Below are 23331 nucleotides of genomic sequence, written 5' to 3'. Positions count from 1 at the left end.
TGTATGCCTTAAATGCGGGGGTCAATGACCTTTCCAGGATTGAGGATATTATTGGGATCAAAGGATTGTTTGAGCGTGCGCATTAGATCAAGGGCGTCCTCACCATGCTCACGCGCCATGAACTGTTTTTTATGTAAGCCAATGCCGTGCTCACCCGTACACGTACCATCCGCATCAATCGCCTGCGTCACCAACTGATAATTCAAGCGCTCGGACTCCTGCCACTCGCTCTCGTTGTTGGGATCCAACAACATCAGTACATGAAAATTTCCATCACCGACGTGTCCCACAATCGTGCTTGGGAAACTGACCTTTGACAAGGCCTCTGTGGCGGCATCAATACACTCCGCAAGTCTGGAAATAGGCACACAGACATCGGTCGTACTAGCCTTACAACCCGGACGTAACTGCAAGCCTGCAAAATACGCATTGTGGCGCGCAGTCCAAAGTCGATTGCGATCCTCGGGACGCTCAGCCCACTCAAAGTCCATGCCACCACAATCCTTGGCCAACTCTTGCACAGTCTGAGCCTGCTCTTTAACACTGGCGTCGCTACCGTGAAACTCAAATAGTAAAAGTGGTGTTTCGCGCAAGGTCAGTTTGCTGTAGAGATTGCTCGCGCGCACGGCATCCGCATTCATCAACTCAACACGTGCAACAGGGACGCCAAGCTGAATCGTCTGGATTACGCAGGCAACGGCCTCATGCACGCTAGGAAAATTACATACCGCTGCGCTGACAGCCTCGGGCTGAGGATACAGTTTCACGGTGACTTCTGTGATCACACCGAGCGTACCCTCGCTGCCTACAAACAGGCGCGTCAAATCGTAGCCTGCCGATGATTTTCTCGCTCGGCGCGCAGTCCGAATCACATTGCCTTGAGCCGTCACAACCGTAAGATTCACAACGTTTTCACGCATCGTGCCATAACGCACAGCATTCGTTCCCGACGCACGCGTGGCCGACATTCCACCCAGCGAAGCATCGGCTCCCGGGTCAATGGGGAAAAACAAACCTGTATCTCGAATCTGTTCATTGAGCTGTTTGCGCGTCAAGCCTGCCTGCACGGTGACCGTTTGATCCTCCGCATGCAGGGCGACAATCCTGTTCATCCTGGTCAGATCCAAGCTGATGCCACCTTGTACCGCCAAGATATGGCCTTCTAGGGATGAGCCAGAACCATAGGGAATCAGCGGCACACCATGTTTATCACACAGCTTTACAACCGCAACTACCTCCTCGGTACTCTCAGCAAAGACCACCCCATCGGGCAACATCGAAGGATACGGTGACTCATCGCGGCCATGATGATCCCTGACAGCATTAGCCATAGAAAAACGATCACCAAACCGAGCTTTCAACTCGGTGATCATTTCCTCAGGAAGCGGACAGCGCAAAGATTGAATATCGTGAGGTGCGTTCATATCAAAAAAACCCTTTAGTTCACTCAGTCGATTGGTTAAACAACCGCTCTACTGCTCGTTTTTAAGCAAGGTGCGACGACGCTCACGAACGGATTCGGCCAGCGCCTCAAGTACCTTGACCGAGCTATCCCAGTCGATGCAACCGTCCGTCACACTCTGCCCGTAAACAAGAGGCTGGCCTGAGATCAAGTCTTGACGACCCGCCACGAGATGACTCTCGATCATCAGACCCATCACTCTCGTCTCACCTTGTGCAATCTGTGAACCCACATCTGCACACACCGCAGGTTGATTTTCTGGTTTTTTATTACTGTTAGCGTGGCTGGCATCAATCATGACGCGTTGCGCCAGTCCAGACTTAGCCATTTCGTCGCACGCGGCCTGCACACTCGCCGCATCAAAGTTAGGTGCTTTGCCACCTCTCAAAATGACGTGACAGTCTTCATTACCGAGCGTCGACACAATGGCCGAGTGACCTGCTTTTGTGACAGACAAAAAGTGATGTGGCTGCGAGGCAGCCTTCATGGCATCGACCGCGATGCGGACATTTCCATCTGTACCATTTTTAAAACCCACGGGACAAGACAAACCGGATGCTAGCTCGCGATGCACTTGACTCTCAGTTGTGCGAGCACCAATAGCGCCCCAAGACACAAGATCAGCGATGTATTGAGGCGTAATCATGTCTAAAAACTCGCAACCCGCGGGCAAACCCATCGCATTGATCTCGAGCAACAAGCTTCGCGCCGTACGAAGACCTTTGTTGATGTTGAAACTGCCATCGAGTTCAGGGTCATTAATGAGCCCTTTCCAGCCAACTGTTGTGCGGGGTTTTTCAAAATACACACGCATCACAATTTCAAGCTCACCGCTTAAGCGCTCACGCTGGGCTTTGAGTTTATTGGCATACTCGATGGCTGCTTTGGTGTCATGAATCGAACACGGCCCGATCACGACAACCAAACGGTCATCCATGCCATGCAAAATACGATGTAACGACTGACGCGTCTCGAACACGAGCGAGGAGACTTCGGTCGTGCAGGGATTTTCACTCATTGCATGCGAAGGTGGAGCAAGCTCTTTAATCTCGCGGATACGCAGGTCATCGGTATTGTGTGGCACAACTGACTCCTAAAACAGATAACAAATCGATTAAAAAAAAAGAATAATCAGGCGGTACCGCCAACGGTCAAGCCTTCCATTTTGATCGTGGGCATACCGACACCTACGGGCACACTTTGACCCTCTTTACCGCATGTCCCTACACCGCTATCAAGCTTCATATTGTTGCCGATCATGCTCACGCGATTCATCGACTCTGGGCCACTACCAATCAATGTGGCACCTTTGATTGGATAAGTGATACGCCCATTTTCGATCATATAGGCTTCGGATGCTGAAAAGACAAATTTGCCGCTTGTGATGTCCACCTGCCCGCCACCAAAGTTAGCCGCGTAAATACCCTTTTTGACCGAGCTGATCATTTCCTCTGGCTCTTCTCGGCCAGACAACATAAAAGTATTGGTCATGCGTGGCATGGGCAAATGCGCAAACGATTCGCGGCGTCCATTGCCTGTTACACCTGTTTTCATCAGACGCGCATTCAAGGTGTCTTGTAGATAGCCGCGCAAAATACCGTCTTCGATCAACACATTGCGCTGCGTGGCGTTGCCTTCGTCATCAACGTTTAAAGAGCCTCGTCGGCCTTCGATCGTGCCATCATCAACGACGGTCACCCCTTTGGATGCAACGCGTTGGCCCACTTTGCCAGAAAAAACACTCGAACCTTTACGGTTGAAATCGCCCTCTAAACCATGGCCGACAGCCTCGTGCAGCAAGATACCGGGCCAACCCGCCGCAAGCACCACGGTCATCTCTCCTGCGGGAGCGGGACGCGCATCTAGATTGATCATCGCCTCGTTTACCGCTGAATCAACGTACTGGCGTAAAGTCTCGTCGGAAAAGTACTCAAGTCCAGAACGACCGCCTCCACCCGCATTGCCGGTTTCTCTGCGGCCCTCACGCTCGACTACGACAGAAAGCGACAAACGCACTAAAGGACGAACATCCGCGGTCAAACGGCCATCGCTACCCGCAATCATGACAACGTCATACTCCATCCCAAGACTCGCCATCACTTGCTTGACATGAGGATCCTTGGCCCGAGCCATTTTCTCTACGCGCTCGAGCAAGCCCACTTTGTCCGGAGCCGTCATTGTGACCAAGGGATCCACAGGCGGATAAAGGCTTACGCCACGATCACTTTTAGCGCCAGGTACGCGCGCCTTGCCAGCACCTTGGCGAGCGATGCTGCGCACAGCATGGGCAGAAGACATCAGTGCATCAGCAGACAAAGTATCAGAGTAAGCAAATGCCGTTTTTTCACCCGCCACAGCACGCACACCCACGCCTTGGCTAATCGAAAAACTTCCGGTCTTGACGATGCCTTCTTCGAGGCTCCAACCTTCGCTGCGTGTGTATTGAAAATACAAATCTGCGTAATCGACCTTGTGCGTAAAAATATCCCCTAGCGCGCGGTTTAAATCCGACTCACTTAAACCCCAAGGGTCTAGTAGCAGTGATTTGGCGGTGGAGAGTGAAGCGATGGCGGGATCAATCAGTTTCATTTATCAGCAAATAATGTTCGATGCGAAAGTGCCGGCAGGGATTGTCGGACTTCTATTAAACGATTAGGCTCTATCGTACCGCTTACGATACCCTCTTGCTCGGGTAACACCTCTAGGATATCTCCCCAAGGGTCAATCAACATAGAATGACCCCAGGTGCGACGTCCATTCTCGTGCTGCCCACCTTGAGCAGGCGCTAAAACGTAACACTGGTTTTCGATGGCGCGGGCACGAAGCAAAATCTCCCAATGGGCTTTTCCCGTCGTATAGGTAAACGCCGAGGGCACCACAATCAAGTCCACTTGCCCCATGGCTCGGTATAGCTCAGGAAATCTGAGGTCATAGCAAATAGATAAGCCTAAAGTAATGTCCGGCGTCTGTAGTCGAGAAACTTTCCCCCCCGCCAAAATAGCCCGAGATTCATCGTAGCTCTCCTCTCCCCGGGAAAAACTAAATAAATGTATTTTGTCGTATCGTGCGATTTGTTCGCCAATTGGGTTATAGACAAGCTGCGTATTAAATACCCGACCCGCATCGGGTGAGACCAACGGTAAACTACCTGCAGACAAATATATATGATATTTTTTTGCAGTATTTGATAAAAAATCTTGAATCGGACCTGCACCTTCAGTTTCAGCCACAGAAAGTTTATCGGTCTCTTTTCGACCCATTAAACAAAAATATTCTGGCAAAACGACGAACTGCGCCCCTTGCTCGGCCGCTTTTGCAATCCACCGCCCAGCAATCTCTATATTGCGATCGACGCTGGAAGCAGACACCATTTGAATCGCAGCCACCTTGAAAGGGGCACGTAGACAGACAGAGGGCAAATCAATTGAAGGCGTACTCAATGGCATAGTAGTTCCCAAATTTATAATTGACTCAATTAAATTCAACTCAATTAAACCATTGCCTTAATCATCATAAATTTGACGATCAACTTTCAAAGAGCTTTGCAAAAATCTTTGCAAAAATACAACTTATTCAATGTTTTATATGCGTATTTACCTTGATGATATTTCCCATTTTTTTTATTAAGGCGTATATTGTGTAATATATGGACCCATTTGAATAAGTTTAATCATTGGTATTTTATATTTTTCTTTAAAAGGCAGGGACATGACAGATCAAAACTACGCTAGTCAGCAAGCAAAAATTAATAAAGAAATTGAACGCCTGCGCAAACAGTCCGAACTCTTGCAAACTAAACAACGCAAGCCGGTTCTTTCAAGCATTGTGCGCTCCATGAAAGAGTATGGCATCACTCCTGATGAAATCGCAGCTGCTTTTGGCAAAACAGGCACTAAAGTAAAGAAAATAGTGGCTAAAAAGACTGTAAAAGCCTCCGGAACCAAAAAGCCTGTGGCACCTAAATACCGCCATCCTGCAACCTCAGCAACCTGGACAGGTCGAGGCAAAGCCCCTCTTTGGATCGTCGAAGCAGAAAAAAATGGTCAGCCACGTCAACAGTTTCTAATCTAAACCATTCTCTTCGATGTACTAAAGAATGTATTGTAAAAAAGGCCGAGAGATCTCGGCTTTTTTATTAGGACAACTGTCAAGCTACTGCGAATGATTAGTCAATCGTCGCGCCAGAGGCACGTACCGCTTTACCCCACTGCTCTAAATCATTGTTAATAATTTTTTGAAATTCTGGCAACGTTGTGACCAAGGTTTCAGCGCCACGTTTACGCAATTGCTCAACCACTTTTGGATCAGCCAAGACCTTATTGAGTTCCGCGTGTATCTTTTCACGCAAAGCAAGTGGCGTCGAGCTATTTACAAAAAACGCAAACCAAGAGTCCAGGGCTAATGCAGGATAGCCAGCCTCGCCAAAGGTTGGCAGATCAGGCAATGCCGCGGATCTACGGGATGCAGAGGCCGCCAAAGGACGCACCGCACCGCTGGTAATCTGTCCCATCACAGAGGGAGCACTCGCATACACGCCTTGCACTTGACCACCAATCACGTCCGTCAGCGCTGGCGCCACTCCTTTATAAGGCACATGGGTGGTTTTAATATCCGCTGCTAAACCAAGCATTTCATTGAGCAAATGATTCACTGAGCCATTGCCCGAGGAGGCGATATTAATTTTGCCAGGGTTGGCCTTGGCATAAGCGACATATTCAGCAATATTTTTCACTGGCAGGGCCGGATTCACGACCAAGACAAAAGGTAGCGTCGCGAGCGACCCAATCGGTGCTAAATCCTTCACCATATCAAAAGACATCTTTTTGTACAAAGAAGGATTAATGGCGTGAGTACCAGAGTAGCTCATTAACCATGTCGTTCCATCTGCAGGGGACTTGGCGACAGCTTCACTGCCAATATTGCCACCTGCCCCAGGACGATTTTCTACCACAACCGTGGTGTTCCAACGCTGACTCAGCTCTGCCGCCATCAAACGAGAAATCGCATCCGAAGCCCCTCCAGCGGCCTGAGGAACAATAATCTTGATGGACTTGCCCGTTAATTCCGAAGGTATTTGAGCTGAAGCATTTAAAGACAAAGAGGCGGAAACCAGACCAAAGACAGCCGCCATCGACATTGCGATATTGCGTAATGTTATTTTCATTATTTTCTCAGTGGGTGGTGATAATCAATTAAAAACTGACCGGATTGAACAAAATTGCGTTTATTGAGGTTTGTCGCCTTTCAGCGTGATGCGATGCAACAAACGTTTATGTCCGTGATAATCATTGATGGGGTTATGTAATACACAGCGGTTATCCCATAAGGCGATCGAGCCGACTTGCCAAGCAAAACGACACGTAAATTCAGGCCTCACCTGATGCGCGAACAAATATTTCAGTAAAGGCTCGCTTTCCTCTTCGGTCCAGCCCACAAAACGGGTGGTATGTCCCGGATTAATGTAGAGCGCCCGACGGCCTGTTTCAGGATGTACACGTACGACAGGATGCTCGGCACTCAGGTCTTCCCGCTCTGAGGCTTTGGCAGAGTCAGCCAGACGATCCTCGCGCGTTTTCGTCACCGCGGCTTTTGCCGAGGAATTGACAGCGTACATACCTGTCAGGGTCTCTTGCAGAGCCGGCGAAAGAGACTCAAAGGCGGCATAATTACTCGAAAACAAAGTGTCTCCACCGTAGGGCGGAATCTCTCGCGCGATCAACATCGTCGCCATGGGAGGCTCTTTCAAATACGTTGTATCCGTATGCCAGACACCACCAAAATTGTGCTTTTCGTGAGGTAGTTTTAAAACGGGAATAATCATGGGGAAATCGGGCAACCCCTTTACAAAGGGGTATTCGACAACTTCTCCAAAGCGCATCGCGAACTGCTGAAACGTCGCAAGCTCTAGCGGCTGATTGCGAAAGAAGATCACGCCGTACTTAAGCCAAACCTCACGAATCTGGGCGATTTGACTATCGCTCAGCGCACCCTGCAAATCAATACCATGTATTTCTGCGCCTACGGAACCTGAAAGTGGACGGACTTCTAGTGTTGAGTTCATAGCAATGTCATGGTTAGAAAGAAACGAATCCCAATCATAGGACAGATTTGGGCTTCAAAAGAAGTGATTTAACCAGTTTTAGGCGGCTGACTTATACAATAAAGCAGAATCTCTTTGGATGAACGCATGCGCACAGAAACTGGTACAACTATAAGACGCGAGGACTACCGCCCCTTCGCTTTTCGTATACCTAGTGTCAAACTCGAGTTTGAACTAGAGGCTGAACTCACTTGGGTTCGGACTCAGCTCAGCGTTGCGCGTCGTCATGATTTACCCAGAGTCTCAAACCTTGTCTTGGACGGGGAGGATCTCGCGCTGATTTCTGTTCATATCAATGGCCATTTGCTCACCAGTCCACAATACTTGATATCAGAAACCACGCTGACGCTCATGGATGTCCCCGATGAGGCTGACATTATCATTGTCAGTACGTGTCAACCCGCTCAAAATACCAGCCTCTCCGGTCTGTATGTTTCTGGCAAAAGTCTCTTTACACAATGCGAAGCACAGGGTTTTAGAAAAATCACCTGGTTTGCTGACCGACCAGACGTCATGTCCGTCTATCACGTGACGTTGCGCGCAGACCGTACCCTATACCCGCTCCTTTTATCAAACGGTAATCTGACTGGAAAAAGAGACCTCGAAGACCATCGTCACGAAGTTCAATGGCATGATCCGTTTGCAAAACCCAGCTATTTGTTTGCCTTAGTCGCCGGAGACTTTGCCTGTCGAGAGCACCAAAGCATGACGGCAAGCGGTCGCAATGTTTTGTTGCAGGTTTACAGCGATCCCGGTTCAGAAAGCCAAACAGAATGGGCAATGGAGTCCTTAGAGCGCTCGCTTCGGTGGGATGAACAACGCTTCGGACTCGAACTGGATCTTGATCGTTTCATGATCGTGGCCGCGCGTGACTTCAACATGGGAGCCATGGAAAACAAAGGCCTCAATATTTTTAATGCCGCCTACGTGCTTGCCGATCCCAATACGGCTACCGATGCCAATTATCAAGCGATTGAAGCCGTGATCGGACACGAGTACTTTCACAACTGGACGGGCAACCGTGTCACGTGCCGTGACTGGTTTGAGTTAAGCCTCAAAGAAGGCCTCACTGTATTTAGAGACCAAGAATTTACCGCCGATATGATGGCGCAAGGCCTTGATCAAACCGGGGCGGCGAGTGCACGTGCCATCAAGCGCATCGATGATGTCATCACCTTGCGTGCGGCGCAGTTTCCCGAGGATAGCGGACCGATGGCTCACCCGATTCGTCCCGAAAGTTACCAAGAAATCGGTAACTTTTACACGGCCACCGTTTACGAAAAAGGCGCAGAAGTCATCCGCATGATGCACACACTCTTGGGCGAACGCGTGTTTCGCTCTGGGATGGATGAGTATTTCAGACGACATGATGGTCAAGCGGTCACCTGCGATGATTTTGTTGAGGCAATGCGTTGGGCCCTACAACGCGTAAACCCCGGTAAAAACCTAGAACAATTCAAACGTTGGTACAGCCAGGCTGGGACACCTCGGGTCACCGCGTCGCTAGCCTATGACGATCAAGCGCAACGTTGTTCGCTCACGCTCACCCAACAGTGCCCACCTGTCGGTGTTGAAAAACAAGCGAACGCGCCCAAGCTCCCTTTTCATATCCCCATCATCATCGGACTGCTTGACGCCGAGGGCGCACCCTTTTTGCTGGGCAAAGATCCAAAAACCGGTGCTCCTCTGACTGAACTGATGCTCGAACTGACCCAAGAAACACAAACCTGGGTCTTCGAACATCTCTCAAGCAAACCAACTCCCTCGTTACTGCGACATTTTTCTGCCCCCGTCAATCTCATCTATCCCTACTCCAACCAAGAGCTCGCCCTACTCTCGTCGCACGACCAGGATGCCTTCGCGCGTTGGGAATCAGGCCAAGAGCTCGCGAGCCAACAAATTCTCAGCATGGCAGCGGCCTGGAGACAAACCGGTCAAACGTGCGATCCCGATCCCGTGATGCTCAAAGCATGGGGCGCCATGCTGGCAAACAAAGCACTCGATGCGGGATATTTGACACGCGCGTTGAGCCTCCCTCTGGAAAAAACTGTGCTCGAGCGCATGGAGGAGATGGACCCGGTTGCAGTTTCTCAGGCGCGTTCGTCACTCAAGCGCCTGTTGGGCAAGCACTTTCGCGCTGAACTCATCGAAGCCTATCATTCAAACGCAACACCTGGCAGTTACTCGCCAGCACCTATTGCGTCCGGCAGGCGGGCACTTAAAAATCTGGCACTGTCTTATCTCGTTTCTGCGCAAGACGGCGAGTCCATTGATTTCGCGTTTCAACAATTCAACCATGCCACCAATATGACAGATAGGATGGCTGCATTGGGTGCTCTCGTACACGAAACGCATGAAGCACGAACCAGCGACGCCCTCTTTGCTTTTTATGAAAACTGGCAGCACGAACCGCTTGTCATCGACAAGTGGTTTGCGGTGCAGGCCTCCTCTCCACAAACAACAGTCGAGGACATGCTCGGCCTCATGGCTCACCCTGCCTTTACACTGCGCAATCCCAACCGCGCGCGCTCAGTGATTTTCCAATTTTGTGTCGCGAATGTGCGCGGACTTCACGCTTCCGACGGCGGTGGCTACCGGTATTGGGCTGACCAAGTGCTTGCACTCGATGCGCTCAACCCTGAAATCGCCGCGCGACTCGCACGCGCTTTTGATCATTGGGCAAGATTTATCCCAGCCGTGCGTGATCCGATGCAGCGAGAACTCAAGCGCGTCGCCGCTCAACCCAATCTTTCACGCAACACCTTAGAAATCATCTCCAAGGCACTTGCACTTTGAGCACGTTGAGTTTACTGACTGAATCAACCTAGCCTACACTCTCATCTTCACACTTTGACATCTCATTATGAAACGCAAAACACTCACGCAGTACCTCGTTGAGCAACAGCGTGCTGCGCACGCCCTGAGCTCAGAAGTCCGCTTGTTGATTGAAATCGTCTCAAGAGCCTGTAAAACCATCAGCCATGCGGTCAGCAAAGGTGCCCTAGGCGGTGTGCTGGGTAGTCTAGAGAGTGAAAATGTCCAGGGTGAAGTTCAAAAAAAGCTCGATGTCATCTCCAATGAGGTTCTGCTCGAGGCTAATGAATGGGGTGGACACCTCGCGGCAATGGCCTCTGAGGAAATGGAAACCATCCATCTGATTCCTAATCGCTACCCCAAAGGCGAGTTTCTCTTGCTCTTTGATCCTTTGGATGGCTCCTCAAACATCGATGTGAACGTGTCGATCGGCACCATTTTCTCAGTGCTGCGCGCACCCGCGAATGCCTCCGGTCGCGAAGTCACCGAGGAGGACTTTCTCCAGCCAGGTAGCACTCAGATCGTAGCCGGCTATGCCATCTATGGCCCACAGACGATGCTGGTACTGACCATTGGACAGGGCGTTGTTGGCTTTACCCTTGACCGTGAAATGGGCTCGTGGATTCTGACCCACGAAAACATGACGATTCCGGCCGACACCAAAGAGTTTTCGATCAATATGTCCAACATGCGCCACTGGGCACCGCCAGTGCGACGCTACATTGATGAGTGCCTGGCCGGTAAAGCAGGCATCCGCGGCAAAGACTTTAATATGCGCTGGATCGCAGCGATGGTGGCCGATGTGCATCGCCTGATTACCCGCGGCGGTATCTTTATGTACCCTTGGGACGCGCGCGAACCCGGCAAACCAGGCAAATTGCGCTTGATGTACGAAGCCAACCCAATGAGTATGTTGGTCGAACAAGCTGGAGGCGCCTCAACGGACGGCAACCAGCGCATTCTCGACATTCAGCCTACTAGCCTGCACCAACGCGTTGGCGTGGTGCTAGGCTCAAAAAATGAGGTTGAACTCGTGACGCGTTACCATCACGAGGCCAACAAGTAACAACCAAAACCCGAGCTTATTTCAGGGTAAAGATCGTCGCGCCTGTTGTTTTACGGGCAGCCAAGGCTGTTTGAGCCTCGCCTGCCTGCTCCAGCGGGTAACGCTGGTCGATACGGATTTTAATCTTCTTGGCCAACACCATTTCAAACAGCTCATCCGCTGCGGCTTGCATTTTTTCTGGTGTGTTGACGTGAATGGCCAGGGTTGGACGCGTCACATACAACGAGCCCTTAGCAGCCAAAACCCCCAACGCCACGCCTTCGACAGGACCTGAAGCGTTGCCGTAGCTGACCATCAAACCACGTGGCTGCAAGCAGTCCAGCGAAGTCATCCAGGTGTCCTTGCCCACGCCGTCATACACCACGGGCACTTTCTTACCACCGGTCAACTCAAGCACGCGCTCAGCAACATTTTCCTTTGAATAGTCAATGACTTCCCAAGCGCCATGGGCTTTGGCAAGGGCCGCTTTTTCAGGGCTGGATGCGGTACCAATGACATTTACGCCAAGAGCCTTAGCCCACTGGCAAGCGATTAGGCCGACACCACCTGCAGCGGCGTGAAACAAAATAGTTTCGCCTTCTTTAATACGGTATGTCTGGCGCAACAGATATTGAACAGTTAGGCCTTTGAGCATCATCGCGGCGGCTTCTTCGAAGCTAATGCCTTCTGGCAACATGACAACCTGAGCGGCGGGCACGTTGCGTGCTTGTGCATAGGCGCCAATCGGGCTCTGACCATAGGCGACTCGGTCACCTTCTTTGAAGCGCGTCACGGCCTTGCCGACCGCAGTCACAATACCTGCGCCCTCGAAACCCAGACCGTGAGGGAGCGGACTCTTGTAAAGACCGTCACGGAAATAGATGTCGATAAAGTTCAAGCCAGCGGCATGCTGCTGAATCGTGATTTCGTTATCAGCCGGAGCTGGCACCTCTACCTGAACAAGTTGCAAGACCTCAGGTCCGCCGTTTTTTTCAATACGAATGGCTTTAACTAGATTGCTCATACATGCTCCAGGCAAAAATAGGGAAATGCAAAAAATTGAAGATTTCACAACGCATGAGTTTATATCGTGCGCAAGGTAAAATGCGGTTTTACCTCGATAAATTGCAGGAAAACTATGGCCGGACACAGCAAATGGGCCAATATCCAGCACCGTAAAGGTCGCCAGGATGCCAAACGCGGAAAACTTTGGACCAAAATTATTCGTGAAGTCACCGTCGCCGCCCGTGCGGGTGGTGCCGACCCTGATGCCAACCCCAGGTTGCGCCTGGCTTGGGACAAGGCCACCGCGGCCAACATGCCCAAAGACAACATTCAGCGCGCCATCACGCGCGGTGCCGGTGGAGCCGATGGCGCCAACTACGACGAGATTCGTTACGAAGGTTATGGCGTGGGCGGTGCAGCGGTCGTGGTCGACTGCATGACGGATAACCGCACCAGAACAGTCGCCGACGTGCGTCATGCTCTTTCCAAAAATGGAGGCAACCTCGGTCAGGAGGGTTCGGTCGCCTTTATGTTCACGCACTGTGGACAGTTTGTCTTTGCGCCAGGCACTTCAGAAGACGTTGTGATGGAGGCCGCACTTGATGCCGGCGCAGACGATGTCGTCACCGACGAAGAAGGCGTGATCGAAGTCACCTGTGCCACGACAGCCTTTGCTGCGGTTCGTGATGCCTTTCAAGCTAAAGGCCTGGTGCCAGAGATGGCTGATATCGTAATGAAACCCAACAACGAAGTCGAGCTCACGGGTGATGACACCATCAAAATGCAAAAACTACTCGATGCGCTGGAGTCACTCGATGACGTCCAAGAGGTCTATACCAACGCCGTGATGGATGAGCAGGATTAAATTCGCATGAAACTACTTGTTATTGGCTCAGGTGGCCGTGAGCACGCATTGGCCTGGCGTTTATTGCAATCCAAGCGTGTCGAGCACGTATATGTTGCCCCCGGTAACGGCGGTACCGCGCTGATGAAAGGCGCCTCCAATGTCGCCTTGTCCGACCCTCTGGCGTTAGCTGACTTTGTGCGTGCGCAAGATATCGCTATGACGGTGGTGGGGCCCGAAGCACCTTTGGCACAAGGCGTCGTTGATACATTTCGTGCTCAAGGGCTCAAAATTTTTGGGCCCACGCGCGCCGCTGCGCAGCTCGAAAGCTCCAAAGATTTTGCCAAGGCCTTCATGGTGCGTCACCGCATTCCAACCGCCGCCTACCAAACCTTTACTGACCCTGCTGCCGCCCATGCTTATATAGACGCGCAGGGCGCACCTATCGTCATCAAAGCCGATGGTTTAGCCGCGGGCAAAGGGGTAGTAGTCGCGACAACCTTGGACGAAGCACACGCAGCGGTCGACGCAATGCTGGGTGACGGCTCTCTCGGTGCCGCCGGTGCACGCGTTGTGATTGAGGAGTGCCTGCTCGGCGAAGAAGCCAGCTTTATCGTTTTGTGTGATGGTAAAAATATTTTCCCACTCGCAACCAGCCAGGATCACAAACGCCTCAAAGATGCCGACCAGGGACCCAACACGGGCGGCATGGGTGCCTACTCCCCCGCTCCGGTTGTTACCCCCGTCATTTTTGATCGCGTCATGAAAGAGGTCATCCAACCGACAATCGCAGGCATGGACGCAGACGGCATTCCTTTTACGGGTTTTTTATATGCGGGCTTGATGATCGGCGAGGGCAATGCAGCGAGCTGCCCAATTAAAGTACTTGAATTCAACTGCAGAATGGGTGACCCGGAAACCCAACCCATCATGATGCGTATCCGCAGCGATCTCTTGTCAGTTTTTGAGCATGCCGTCAATGGCACGCTCGATCAGGCAACAATCGACTGGGACCCAAGAACGGCTCTTGGTGTTGTGATGGCAAGTGACAACTACCCTGGCACACCTCGTCTCGGCGATACGATCACAGGTATTCCTCCCGAAGCCTCAGATTGCATGGTGTTTCATGCGGGCACGACACTCAACAATAAAATTCTCCAGACAAGCGGAGGTCGTGTGCTGTGTGTCACCGCGCTTGATGATACGGTACGCGCCACACAAAAAAGAGCCTACGACGTCGTCCATCAAATCCAGTTCAATGGGGCGCAATACAGAAACGATATTGGCTGGCGAGCTCTGGAGCCCTGACACATGCGTCATCATGCATTGGAGCCAAACATCGACTCAATCGTAGATTTGCCAGCCGTTCGCCACTATCTTCTTGGACTGCAGCAATCCATCGTGACCGCCCTTGAAAAAGCGGGCGACGAATCGTTTCAACGCGATGAATGGACGCGTGCCGAAGGAGGCGGGGGCATCTCCCGTCTCATCGAAGGCGGTTCGCTGTTTGAGCGTGCCGGCGTGTTGTTTAGCCATGTCAAAGGGATGACCTTGCCACCTTCTGCCACACTCCATCGCCCCGAAGTCGCGGGCCGACCATGGGAAGCGATGGGTGTTTCGATGGTGTTACATCCACGCAACCCCTACATTCCAACATCGCACATGAACGTGCGTATGTTTGTAGCAAAGGCGGCAGAGGACTCGAATCAACAAGATATCTTTTGGTTTGGTGGCGGCATGGACTTGACGCCCTATTATCCCTTTGAGGAGGATGCTGAACATTTCCATCGCGTGAATCGTGATGCACTCGCTCCACACAGCGACACTGCCTATACTGAATATAAAAAATGGTGTGATGAGTATTTCTATTTGAAACACCGTAATGAAACACGCGGCGTGGGTGGTATTTTTTTTGATGATCTTAGCGCTAAAGGCTTCGATGCATCTTTCGCCCTGCTTCGCTCTGTTGGGGATGCATTTTTATCGGCCTATATGCCGATCGTGGAAAAACGTCGCGGCCTTGAGTATGGTGAACGCGAAAGAGATTTCCAAGCATATCGCAGAGGTCGCTACGTAGAGTTCAATCTCGTTTTTGACCGAGGCACGCTCTTTGGGTTGCAATCTGGTGGTCGAACCGAATCGATTTTGCTATCAATGCCCCCAATGGCAGCCTGGCGTTATAACTGGCAACCTCAGCCTGGAACACCCGAAGCGCGACTCGCTGACTTTCTCAAACCAAGGCAGTGGGTCTAATGCGCATCGGACTTCTTGGCGGAAGCTTCGACCCCGTTCACAATGCGCACCTGTCGTTGGCGCACGCAGCCCTCGCCGCGCTCAAGCTGGACCAAGTACAACTCATCCCCGCAGGCCAACCCTGGCAAAGAGCTCCTCTTGGTGCAGGTCCTGAGCAGCGGCTCGAGATGCTCAAGCTCGCCACACGCGATATCAATGCCTTTGAAGTCAACCCTATTGAAATACACAGAATTGGCCCAACCTATACAATTGAAACATTACAAGCACTTGACCCTGCACATGAATATTTCTGGATCTTGGGTGCTGACCAATTAACAAATTTTTGTACTTGGCACCGATGGAAGGACATTATTGAGCGCGTGCATCTCGCTGTGGCACAACGACCTGGGTCAACGCTCGTGACGCCAGATGCGCTGCAGCAATGGCTCAGCACACATCAACGCAAGCTTTTAGATATTCCCTTTCCACCACTGGATGTTTCAGCCACAGCAATCCGTCAGCGGATTGCACTCAAGCAGTCCGCACAGGACCTCCTTCCTGAGGTTGTTGAGCAATACATTCACGAGCACGGACTCTACCGTCCGCTCAAAGCCTAATAGGATATTTATGGACATCACTAAACTACAACGTACCGTTGTCGACGCCCTCGAGGATGTCAAAGCGCAAGATATTCGTGTGTTTAGCACAACACATATGACGAGTCTTTTTGATCGCGTCATCATTGCTTCGGCGACATCCAATCGACAAACACGTGCCTTGGCTTCAAGCGTGGCGGAAAAAGTCAAAGCCAGCGGCGGTGAAGTCATTGCGACCGAAGGCGAAGAAACAGGCGAATGGGTACTCGTGGATGTGGGCGACATCATCGTTCACATTATGCAACCTGCAATTCGCGCCTACTACAATCTCGAAGAGGTATGGGGCGAAAAACCTGTCAGAATGAAACTGGCACCCGAATCCACACGCCCGGCCGTCGCAGCAAGCGATGTCGCCTTTGACCCCATGATCACAACAGACGAACCAACTGGACGTCGTGCCGCAAGCCGGGCCTCGTCTCGACCAACACGCTCTAACCGCTAAGCTCCATAAAAGGCCTGTAGCAAAGTTGCACGCCATCTAAACATGAAAATACTTATTCTCGCCGTGGGACACCGTATGCCAGAATGGGTGGATGCGGGGTGGGATGAATACGCTAAACGCATGCCCGCAGACTGGGCCATTACGCTCAAAGAAATTAAGCCCGAGTCCAGAACTAGCGGAAAAACGCCTCAGCAAATGATGTCTGCAGAAAGCAAGCGTATTGAGGCCGCTATTCCAGAGCATACTTTACGTGTTGCGCTCGATGAGCATGGCAAAGATCTGACGACAAAAGCCTTCGCAACAAAAATGCAAGCCTGGCATCAAAGCCATCAACATATCACCATCATTATTGGCGGACCTGACGGCTTAGATGCTGAACTCAAGGCCTCATGCGACGGTTTGCTCAGGTTGTCATCCATGACCATGCCCCACCCCATGGTACGTGTCGTCTTAATCGAACAACTCTATCGTGCCTGGTCGATTCTAAATAATCATCCCTACCATCGAGTCTGATTTCTATGAAGTCAACGCTATATCTAGCCTCAGCAAGTCCACGGCGGCATGCGCTTTTAAACCAAATCGGTATCAAACACGAAGTGCTCCACGTGCCTTCTCCGTCTGGCGAAGATGAACCGAAACTGGCGACAGAAAGTCCATTGGCGTACGTGCAGCGGACTGCATTAGATAAAGCAATACGCGCCCAACAGTGGCTCGTTCAAAATAACCGAACTATTTTTAGTGCAGAAGACTCTGTTTCGATCTTGACAGCGGACACCACAGTTGCGCTAGATACACTTGTACTTGGAAAGCCAAATGATGATCAAGAGGCCGCACAAATACTACGTCTACTTTCAGGTCAGACACATACCGTATTGACTGCCCTCGTCTTATCCCGAGCGACATCACACACAATGCCAGATGAACCTTCATCAATGTCTGCTGAAGCAATCCATTGGGAACGCTCAACAGCACTCTCGATCACCAAAGTCAGCTTCGGTGTACTCACAGATGACGTGATCAATGAGTACATCGCAACAAAAGAGCCTTTTGGAAAAGCTGGCGCTTATGGAATTCAAGGTTATGCGGCGAAATTCATACTGCGAATAGAAGGCAGCTATTCAGGTGTGATGGGATTACCACTCTACGAAACAAGTGCGCTGATCCAAGAAATAAACAAATCATAGAAAGACGCCCAAAATGTCTATCGCCCAAAGACAAAACCCCTCAAGGCAAGGCCTGAGGGGTTTTGAGGGTAAGAGCTTGACGATGACCTACTTTCACAGACGTACGTCCACTATCATCGGCGCTAAGGTGTTTCACGGTCCTGTTCGGGATGGGAAGGCGTGGGACCACCTCGCTATGGTCGTCAAGCGTAGCTTGTTGAATGCACTGGGTCACCGCGCGAGACACTTCTGTCAGGCACGCGCCACCAAGGCATTCCAATCTGGGAAGAAGCGCAACGACGAATCTGGTGTGTGTGAACGACTTGCGTTCGAACTTTTAAACTACGTTGGGATTGTTACTTGTGTAGCGACCCTCGCGTGGTGTTGACAACACCACAGATCAACTACGCCTTAATGACTTAATTTATTTGAACGACACTTAAACGCTATAACAAACAGAATAACCTGTAGGGTTATAGGATCAAGCCGCACGGGCAATTAGTATCAGTTAGCTTAACGCATTACTGCGCTTCCACACCTGACCTATCAACGTCCTGGTCTTGAACGACCCTTCAGGGGGCTCTAGGCCCCGGGATACCTAATCTTCAGACGAGTTTCCCGCTTAGATGCCTTCAGCGGTTATCTCTTCCGTACATAGCTACCCGGCAATGCCATTGGCATGACAACCGGTACACCAGAGGTACGTCCACTCCGGTCCTCTCGTACTAGGAGCAGGCTCCGTCAAGTATCCAACGCCCACGGCAGATAGGGACCAAACTGTCTCACGACGTTTTAAACCCAGCTCACGTACCTCTTTAAATGGCGAACAGCCATACCCTTGGGACCGGCTACAGCCCCAGGATGAGATGAGCCGACATCGAGGTGCCAAACACCGCCGTCGATATGAACTCTTGGGCGGTATCAGCCTGTTATCCCCAGAGTACCTTTTATCCGTTGAGCGATGGCCCTTCCATACAGAACCACCGGATCACTATGTCCTGCTTTCGCACCTGTTCGACTTGTCAGTCTCACAGTCAAGCACGCTTATGCCATTGCACTATCAGCACGATTTCCGACCGTACCTAGCGTACCTTCGAACTCCTCCGTTACACTTTGGGAGGAGACCGCCCCAGTCAAACTGCCCACCATGCACTGTCCCCGACCCGGATAACGGGCCAAGGTTAGAACCGCAAACAAACCAGGGTGGTATTTCAAGGTTGACTCCACGCGATCTAGCGACCACGCTTCAACGTCTCCCACCTATCCTACACAGGCCGGTTCACAGTCCAATGCAAAGCTACAGTAAAGGTTCATGGGGTCTTTCCGTCTAGCCGCGGGTAGATTGCATCATCACAAACACTTCAACTTCGCTGAGTCTCAGGAGGAGACAGTGTGGCCATCGTTACGCCATTCGTGCAGGTCGGAACTTACCCGACAAGGAATTTCGCTACCTTAGGACCGTTATAGTTACGGCCGCCGTTTACCGGGGCTTCGATCAAGAGCTTGCACCCCATCAATTAACCTTCCGGCACCGGGCAGGCGTCACACCCTATACGTCGACTTTCGTCTTAGCAGAGTGCTGTGTTTTTAATAAACAGTCGCAGCCACCGATTCTCTGCGGCCTCATCATGCTCCGAGCGCGAGCTCTTCACACTACCGAGGCATACCTTCTCCCGAAGTTACGGTATCAATTTGCCGAGTTCCTTCTCCTGAGTTCTCTCAAGCGCCTTGGAATATTCATCCCGTCCACCTGTGTCGGTTTGCGGTACGGTCTTGTATGACTGAAGCTTAGAGGCTTTTCTTGGAACCACTTCCAGTTACTTCGCGAACAAGTTCGCTCGTGCCACACCCTTGAATCCCGCGCCCGGATTTACCTAAGCGCCTTCTCCAATGCAGCAACAGGGACATCCAACACCCTGATAACCTTTCGCAATCCGTCCCCCCATCGCATCATACAATGGTGCAGGAATATTAACCTGCTTCCCATCAGCTACGCATCTCTGCCTCACCTTAGGGGCCGACTCACCCTGCGCCGATGAACGTTGCGCAGGAAACCTTGGACTTACGGCGAGGGGGCTTTTCACCCCCTTTATCGCTACTCATGTCAGCATTCGCACTTCCGATACCTCCAGCAGCCTTTACAAGCTACCTTCGCAGGCTTACGGAACGCTCTCCTACCGCTTGTCATAAATGACAAACCCGCAGCTTCGGTCTATCGCTTAGCCCCGTTACATCTTCCGCGCAGGACGACTCGATCAGTGAGCTATTACGCTTTCTTTAAAGGATGGCTGCTTCTAAGCCAACCTCCTGACTGTCTATGCCTTCCCACTTCGTTTCCCACTTAGCGATAGTTTGGGACCTTAGCTGGCGGTCTGGGTTGTTTCCCTCTTGAGTCCGGACGTTAGCACCCGGTGCTCTGTCTCCCTCGCTGTACTTGCCGGTATTCGGAGTTTGCCATAGTTTGGTAAGTCGCCATGACCCCCTAGCTATAACAGTGCTCTACCCCCGGCAGTAATACGAGAGGCACTACCTAAATAGTTTTCGGAGAGAACCAGCTATTTCCAGGTTTGTTTAGCCTTTCACCCCTATCCACAGCTCATCCCCTAATTTTTCAACATTAGTGGGTTCGGTCCTCCAGCACGTGTTACCGTGCCTTCAACCTGGCCATGGATAGATCACCTGGTTTCGGGTCTACACCCAGCGACTAGACGCCCTATTCGGACTCGCTTTCGCTACGCCTTCCCTATTCGGTTAAGCTTGCCACTGAATGTAAGTCGCTGACCCATTATACAAAAGGTACGCAGTCACCCCTCTCGAGGCTCCTACTGTTTGTATGCACACGGTTTCAGGATCTATTTCACTCCCCTTCCGGGGTTCTTTTCGCCTTTCCCTCACGGTACTTGTTCACTATCGGTCGATCACGAGTATTTAGCCTTGGAGGATGGTCCCCCCATCTTCAGACAGGATTACACGTGTCCCGCCCTACTTATCGTACGCTTAGTTCCACAATCAGAATTTCGTCTACAGGGCTATCACCTGCTACGGCGGGGCTTTCCATCCCCTTCAACTATCCCAACTGCTAAAACGTACAGGCTCTTCCGATTTCGCTCGCCACTACTTTCGGAATCTCGGTTGATTTCTTTTCCTCGAGCTACTGAGATGTTTCAGTTCGCCCGGTTCGCCTCCTCAGACCTATGTATTCAGTCTGGGATACCGCTTGCGCGGTGGGTTTCCCCATTCGGACATCTACGGATCAATGCTTGTTTGCCAGCTCCCCGTAGCTTTTCGCAGGCTACCACGCCCTTCTTCGCCTGTGATCGCCAAGGCATCCACCATGTGCACTTAGTCGCTTGATCCTATAACCATACAGGCTATAAGTCTCGCTTGGTCTAGCGTTTGTGTCGCTCTTCTTTACTCTTTGGCGCCGTATCGCAGTGTAAACACCGTAGTGTCAACACGCCATACTGCTTGAGAATTGAACAAATTAATAATGCAATCACAACCCATTTATTAGCTCCTCGCCACAACCACACCAACACTCTCGTATCAATATGCTTGCGCCAAGACAACCAAAAACTTTCGTTGTGCTTCTTCCAGATTGTTAAAGAACAAGGTATTGCATCAGACACATGCATTAAACAAAATGCTTAAAATAAATGCCTAACTCTTAGAACTCTCAGTCTCGATTGATTCGATAGACTCAGAACGCTAAGAGTTAAACACTACCAACCGCTTATTTTGATCACCAGTCAAATGGTGGAGGATGACGGGATCGAACCGACGACCCCCTGCTTGCAAAGCAGGTGCTCTCCCAGCTGAGCTAATCCCCCATAAACCCTGGTGGGTCTGGATGGACTCGAACCATCGACCCCCGCCTTATCAAGACGGTGCTCTAACCAGCTGAGCTACAGACCCGGCCGACTGGCATAAAACCCTCTCGCGCGCACCACCATCTCTGGCAACCCGCACAATACTTCTACCTTGTTTCCTAAATAAACAACCGATAAGTGTGGACGCTTTCGCTTCGTGTACGCTGCTCTGAAAGGAGGTGATCCAGCCGCACCTTCCGATACGGCTACCTTGTTACGACTTCACCCCAGTCATGAACCCCACCGTGGTAATCGCCCCCCTTGCGGTTAGGCTAACTACTTCTGGTGAAACCCACTCCCATGGTGTGACGGGCGGTGTGTACAAGACCCGGGAACGTATTCACCGCGACATTCTGATCCGCGATTACTAGCGATTCCGACTTCATGTAGTCGAGTTGCAGACTACAATCCGGACTACGATCGGGTTTCTGGGATTGGCTCCCCCTCGCGGGTTGGCGACCCTCTGTCCCGACCATTGTATGACGTGTGAAGCCCTACCCATAAGGGCCATGAGGACTTGACGTCATCCCCACCTTCCTCCGGTTTGTCACCGGCAGTCTCATTAGAGTGCCCTTTCGTAGCAACTAATGACAAGGGTTGCGCTCGTTGCGGGACTTAACCCAACATCTCACGACACGAGCTGACGACAGCCATGCAGCACCTGTGTTCCGGTTCTCTTGCGAGCACTCCCAAATCTCTTCGGGATTCCAGACATGTCAAGGGTAGGTAAGGTTTTTCGCGTTGCATCGAATTAATCCACATCATCCACCGCTTGTGCGGGTCCCCGTCAATTCCTTTGAGTTTTAATCTTGCGACCGTACTCCCCAGGCGGTCAACTTCACGCGTTAGCTGCGCTACTAAGGCCCGAAGGCCCCAACAGCTAGTTGACATCGTTTAGGGCGTGGACTACCAGGGTATCTAATCCTGTTTGCTCCCCACGCTTTCGTGCATGAGCGTCAGTATTATCCCAGGGGGCTGCCTTCGCCATCGGTGTTCCTCCGCATATCTACGCATTTCACTGCTACACGCGGAATTCCACCCCCCTCTGACATACTCTAGCTCGGTAGTTAAAAGTGCAGTTCCAAGGTTGAGCCCTGGGATTTCACACCTCTCTTTCCGAACCGCCTGCGCACGCTTTACGCCCAGTAATTCCGATTAACGCTTGCACCCTACGTATTACCGCGGCTGCTGGCACGTAGTTAGCCGGTGCTTATTCTGCAGGTACCGTCATCCACACCAAGTATTAATTGGTGCGATTTCTTTCCTGCCAAAAGTGCTTTACAACCCGAAGGCCTTCATCGCACACGCGGAATGGCTGGATCAGGGTTTCCCCCATTGTCCAAAATTCCCCACTGCTGCCTCCCGTAGGAGTCTGGGCCGTGTCTCAGTCCCAGTGTGGCTGGTCGTCCTCTCAAACCAGCTACGGATCGTCGCCTTGGTGAGCCTTTACCTCACCAACTAGCTAATCCGATATCGGCCGCTCTAATAGTGAGAGGTCTTGCGATCCCCCCCTTTCCCCCGTAGGGCGTATGCGGTATTAGCCACTCTTTCGAGTAGTTATCCCCCGCTACTAGGCACGTTCCGATACATTACTCACCCGTTCGCCACTCGCCGCCAGACCGAAGTCCGCGCTGCCGTTCGACTTGCATGTGTAAGGCATCCCGCTAGCGTTCAATCTGAGCCAGGATCAAACTCTCCG

17 protein-coding genes, 2 tRNA genes and 3 rRNA genes are annotated in these 23331 nt (G+C 51.5%); 10 read left to right on the top strand and 12 right to left on the bottom strand.

Going from position 1 to position 23331, the window contains the following annotated elements; all coding sequences use genetic code 11:
• Positions 1 to 8: 8 nt before the first annotated feature.
• Genes AC8GE9_RS00110 through AC8GE9_RS00095 form a run of 4 tightly spaced genes read right to left on the bottom strand, consistent with a single transcriptional unit; the run spans position 9 to position 4908 of the window.
• Positions 9 to 1424, bottom strand: coding sequence for an FAD-binding oxidoreductase (locus AC8GE9_RS00110; RefSeq protein WP_506675102.1), 1416 nt, complete (start codon positions 1422 to 1424; stop codon positions 9 to 11).
• Between the two features lie 48 nt (positions 1425 to 1472).
• Positions 1473 to 2546, bottom strand: coding sequence for a 3-deoxy-7-phosphoheptulonate synthase AroG (gene aroG / locus AC8GE9_RS00105; RefSeq protein WP_506675101.1), 1074 nt, complete (start codon positions 2544 to 2546; stop codon positions 1473 to 1475).
• A 47-nt stretch (positions 2547 to 2593) separates the two neighbouring features.
• Positions 2594 to 4051, bottom strand: a complete 1458-nt coding sequence (tldD, locus tag AC8GE9_RS00100) for a metalloprotease TldD (protein ID WP_506675100.1) — start codon at positions 4049 to 4051, stop codon at positions 2594 to 2596.
• Complete coding sequence (locus AC8GE9_RS00095; protein WP_506675099.1) at positions 4048 to 4908, bottom strand: carbon-nitrogen hydrolase family protein; 861 nt, start codon at positions 4906 to 4908, stop codon at positions 4048 to 4050. The genes tldD and AC8GE9_RS00095 overlap by 4 nt, the downstream gene beginning before the upstream one ends.
• 262 nt (positions 4909 to 5170) lie before the next feature.
• Here AC8GE9_RS00095 and AC8GE9_RS00090 point away from each other — a divergent pair, with 262 nt between their 5' ends.
• Positions 5171 to 5533: an H-NS histone family protein gene (locus AC8GE9_RS00090; RefSeq protein WP_506675098.1), complete on the top strand. Its 363-nt coding sequence runs from the start codon at positions 5171 to 5173 to the stop codon at positions 5531 to 5533.
• Positions 5534 to 5627: 94 nt separating this feature from the next.
• On the opposite strand, the gene AC8GE9_RS00085 is transcribed toward AC8GE9_RS00090, so the two are convergent.
• Together AC8GE9_RS00085 and AC8GE9_RS00080 are read right to left on the bottom strand one after the other, a co-directional pair.
• Positions 5628 to 6626, bottom strand: coding sequence for a Bug family tripartite tricarboxylate transporter substrate binding protein (locus AC8GE9_RS00085; protein WP_506675097.1), 999 nt, complete (start codon positions 6624 to 6626; stop codon positions 5628 to 5630).
• 60 nt (positions 6627 to 6686) lie between these two features.
• Complete coding sequence (locus tag AC8GE9_RS00080) at positions 6687 to 7523, bottom strand: TauD/TfdA dioxygenase family protein (RefSeq protein ID WP_506675096.1); 837 nt, start codon at positions 7521 to 7523, stop codon at positions 6687 to 6689.
• A gap of 126 nt (positions 7524 to 7649) precedes the next feature.
• On the opposite strand from AC8GE9_RS00080, the gene pepN reads away from it, so the two are divergent.
• Both pepN and AC8GE9_RS00070 read left to right on the top strand, forming a co-directional pair.
• Positions 7650 to 10358 (top strand): aminopeptidase N, encoded by a 2709-nt coding sequence (pepN, locus tag AC8GE9_RS00075; protein ID WP_506675095.1) that lies wholly within the window; start codon positions 7650 to 7652, stop codon positions 10356 to 10358.
• Positions 10359 to 10425: 67 nt separating this feature from the next.
• Positions 10426 to 11442, top strand: a complete 1017-nt coding sequence (locus tag AC8GE9_RS00070) for a class 1 fructose-bisphosphatase (RefSeq protein WP_506675094.1) — start codon at positions 10426 to 10428, stop codon at positions 11440 to 11442.
• A 16-nt stretch (positions 11443 to 11458) separates the two neighbouring features.
• Here the strand turns inward: AC8GE9_RS00070 and AC8GE9_RS00065 are convergent, their stop codons facing one another.
• Positions 11459 to 12445: a quinone oxidoreductase family protein gene (locus tag AC8GE9_RS00065; RefSeq protein ID WP_506675093.1), complete on the bottom strand. Its 987-nt coding sequence runs from the start codon at positions 12443 to 12445 to the stop codon at positions 11459 to 11461.
• Positions 12446 to 12559: 114 nt separating this feature from the next.
• On the opposite strand from AC8GE9_RS00065, the gene AC8GE9_RS00060 reads away from it, so the two are divergent.
• The 7 genes from AC8GE9_RS00060 to AC8GE9_RS00030 are packed head-to-tail and all read left to right on the top strand — an operon-like array spanning position 12560 to position 17784.
• Positions 12560 to 13291 carry a YebC/PmpR family DNA-binding transcriptional regulator gene (locus AC8GE9_RS00060; protein ID WP_506675092.1) on the top strand — a complete coding sequence of 244 codons (732 nt, stop codon included), beginning with the start codon at positions 12560 to 12562 and terminating at the stop codon, positions 13289 to 13291.
• A gap of 6 nt (positions 13292 to 13297) precedes the next feature.
• Positions 13298 to 14578: a phosphoribosylamine--glycine ligase gene (gene purD / locus AC8GE9_RS00055; protein ID WP_506675091.1), complete on the top strand. Its 1281-nt coding sequence runs from the start codon at positions 13298 to 13300 to the stop codon at positions 14576 to 14578.
• A 3-nt stretch (positions 14579 to 14581) separates the two neighbouring features.
• Positions 14582 to 15523, top strand: coding sequence for an oxygen-dependent coproporphyrinogen oxidase (gene hemF / locus AC8GE9_RS00050; protein WP_506675090.1), 942 nt, complete (start codon positions 14582 to 14584; stop codon positions 15521 to 15523).
• Complete coding sequence (nadD, locus tag AC8GE9_RS00045; protein ID WP_506675089.1) at positions 15523 to 16119, top strand: nicotinate (nicotinamide) nucleotide adenylyltransferase; 597 nt, start codon at positions 15523 to 15525, stop codon at positions 16117 to 16119. The genes hemF and nadD overlap by 1 nt, the downstream gene beginning before the upstream one ends.
• Positions 16120 to 16129: 10 nt before the next feature.
• Positions 16130 to 16600: a ribosome silencing factor gene (gene rsfS, locus AC8GE9_RS00040; RefSeq protein ID WP_506675088.1), complete on the top strand. Its 471-nt coding sequence runs from the start codon at positions 16130 to 16132 to the stop codon at positions 16598 to 16600.
• Between the two features lie 42 nt (positions 16601 to 16642).
• Complete coding sequence (gene rlmH / locus AC8GE9_RS00035) at positions 16643 to 17113, top strand: 23S rRNA (pseudouridine(1915)-N(3))-methyltransferase RlmH (protein WP_506675087.1); 471 nt, start codon at positions 16643 to 16645, stop codon at positions 17111 to 17113.
• Between the two features lie 5 nt (positions 17114 to 17118).
• Positions 17119 to 17784 (top strand): Maf family protein, encoded by a 666-nt coding sequence (locus AC8GE9_RS00030; RefSeq protein WP_506675086.1) that lies wholly within the window; start codon positions 17119 to 17121, stop codon positions 17782 to 17784.
• A 74-nt stretch (positions 17785 to 17858) separates the two neighbouring features.
• Here AC8GE9_RS00030 and rrf read toward each other — a convergent pair.
• The 5 genes from rrf to AC8GE9_RS00005 form a co-directional block, all read right to left on the bottom strand.
• Positions 17859 to 17971: ribosomal RNA gene (gene rrf / locus AC8GE9_RS00025) — 5S ribosomal RNA — on the bottom strand.
• Between the two features lie 269 nt (positions 17972 to 18240).
• A 23S ribosomal RNA gene (locus AC8GE9_RS00020) occupies positions 18241 to 21119 on the bottom strand.
• A gap of 398 nt (positions 21120 to 21517) precedes the next feature.
• Positions 21518 to 21593: transfer RNA gene (locus AC8GE9_RS00015), tRNA-Ala, on the bottom strand.
• Between the two features lie 8 nt (positions 21594 to 21601).
• Positions 21602 to 21678, bottom strand: a tRNA-Ile gene (locus AC8GE9_RS00010).
• A 126-nt stretch (positions 21679 to 21804) separates the two neighbouring features.
• Positions 21805 to 23331, bottom strand: a 16S ribosomal RNA gene (locus tag AC8GE9_RS00005).
• Together the 16S, 23S and 5S rRNA genes with 2 tRNA genes alongside form the textbook arrangement of a ribosomal RNA operon.

This window comes from Zwartia lucis (assembly GCF_965234455.1).
Taxonomy (GTDB): domain Bacteria; phylum Pseudomonadota; class Gammaproteobacteria; order Burkholderiales; family Burkholderiaceae_B; genus Zwartia; species Zwartia lucis.
The sequence above is the reverse complement of the archived record's forward strand: the minus strand, read 5'-3'. Positions and strand labels throughout refer to the sequence as shown.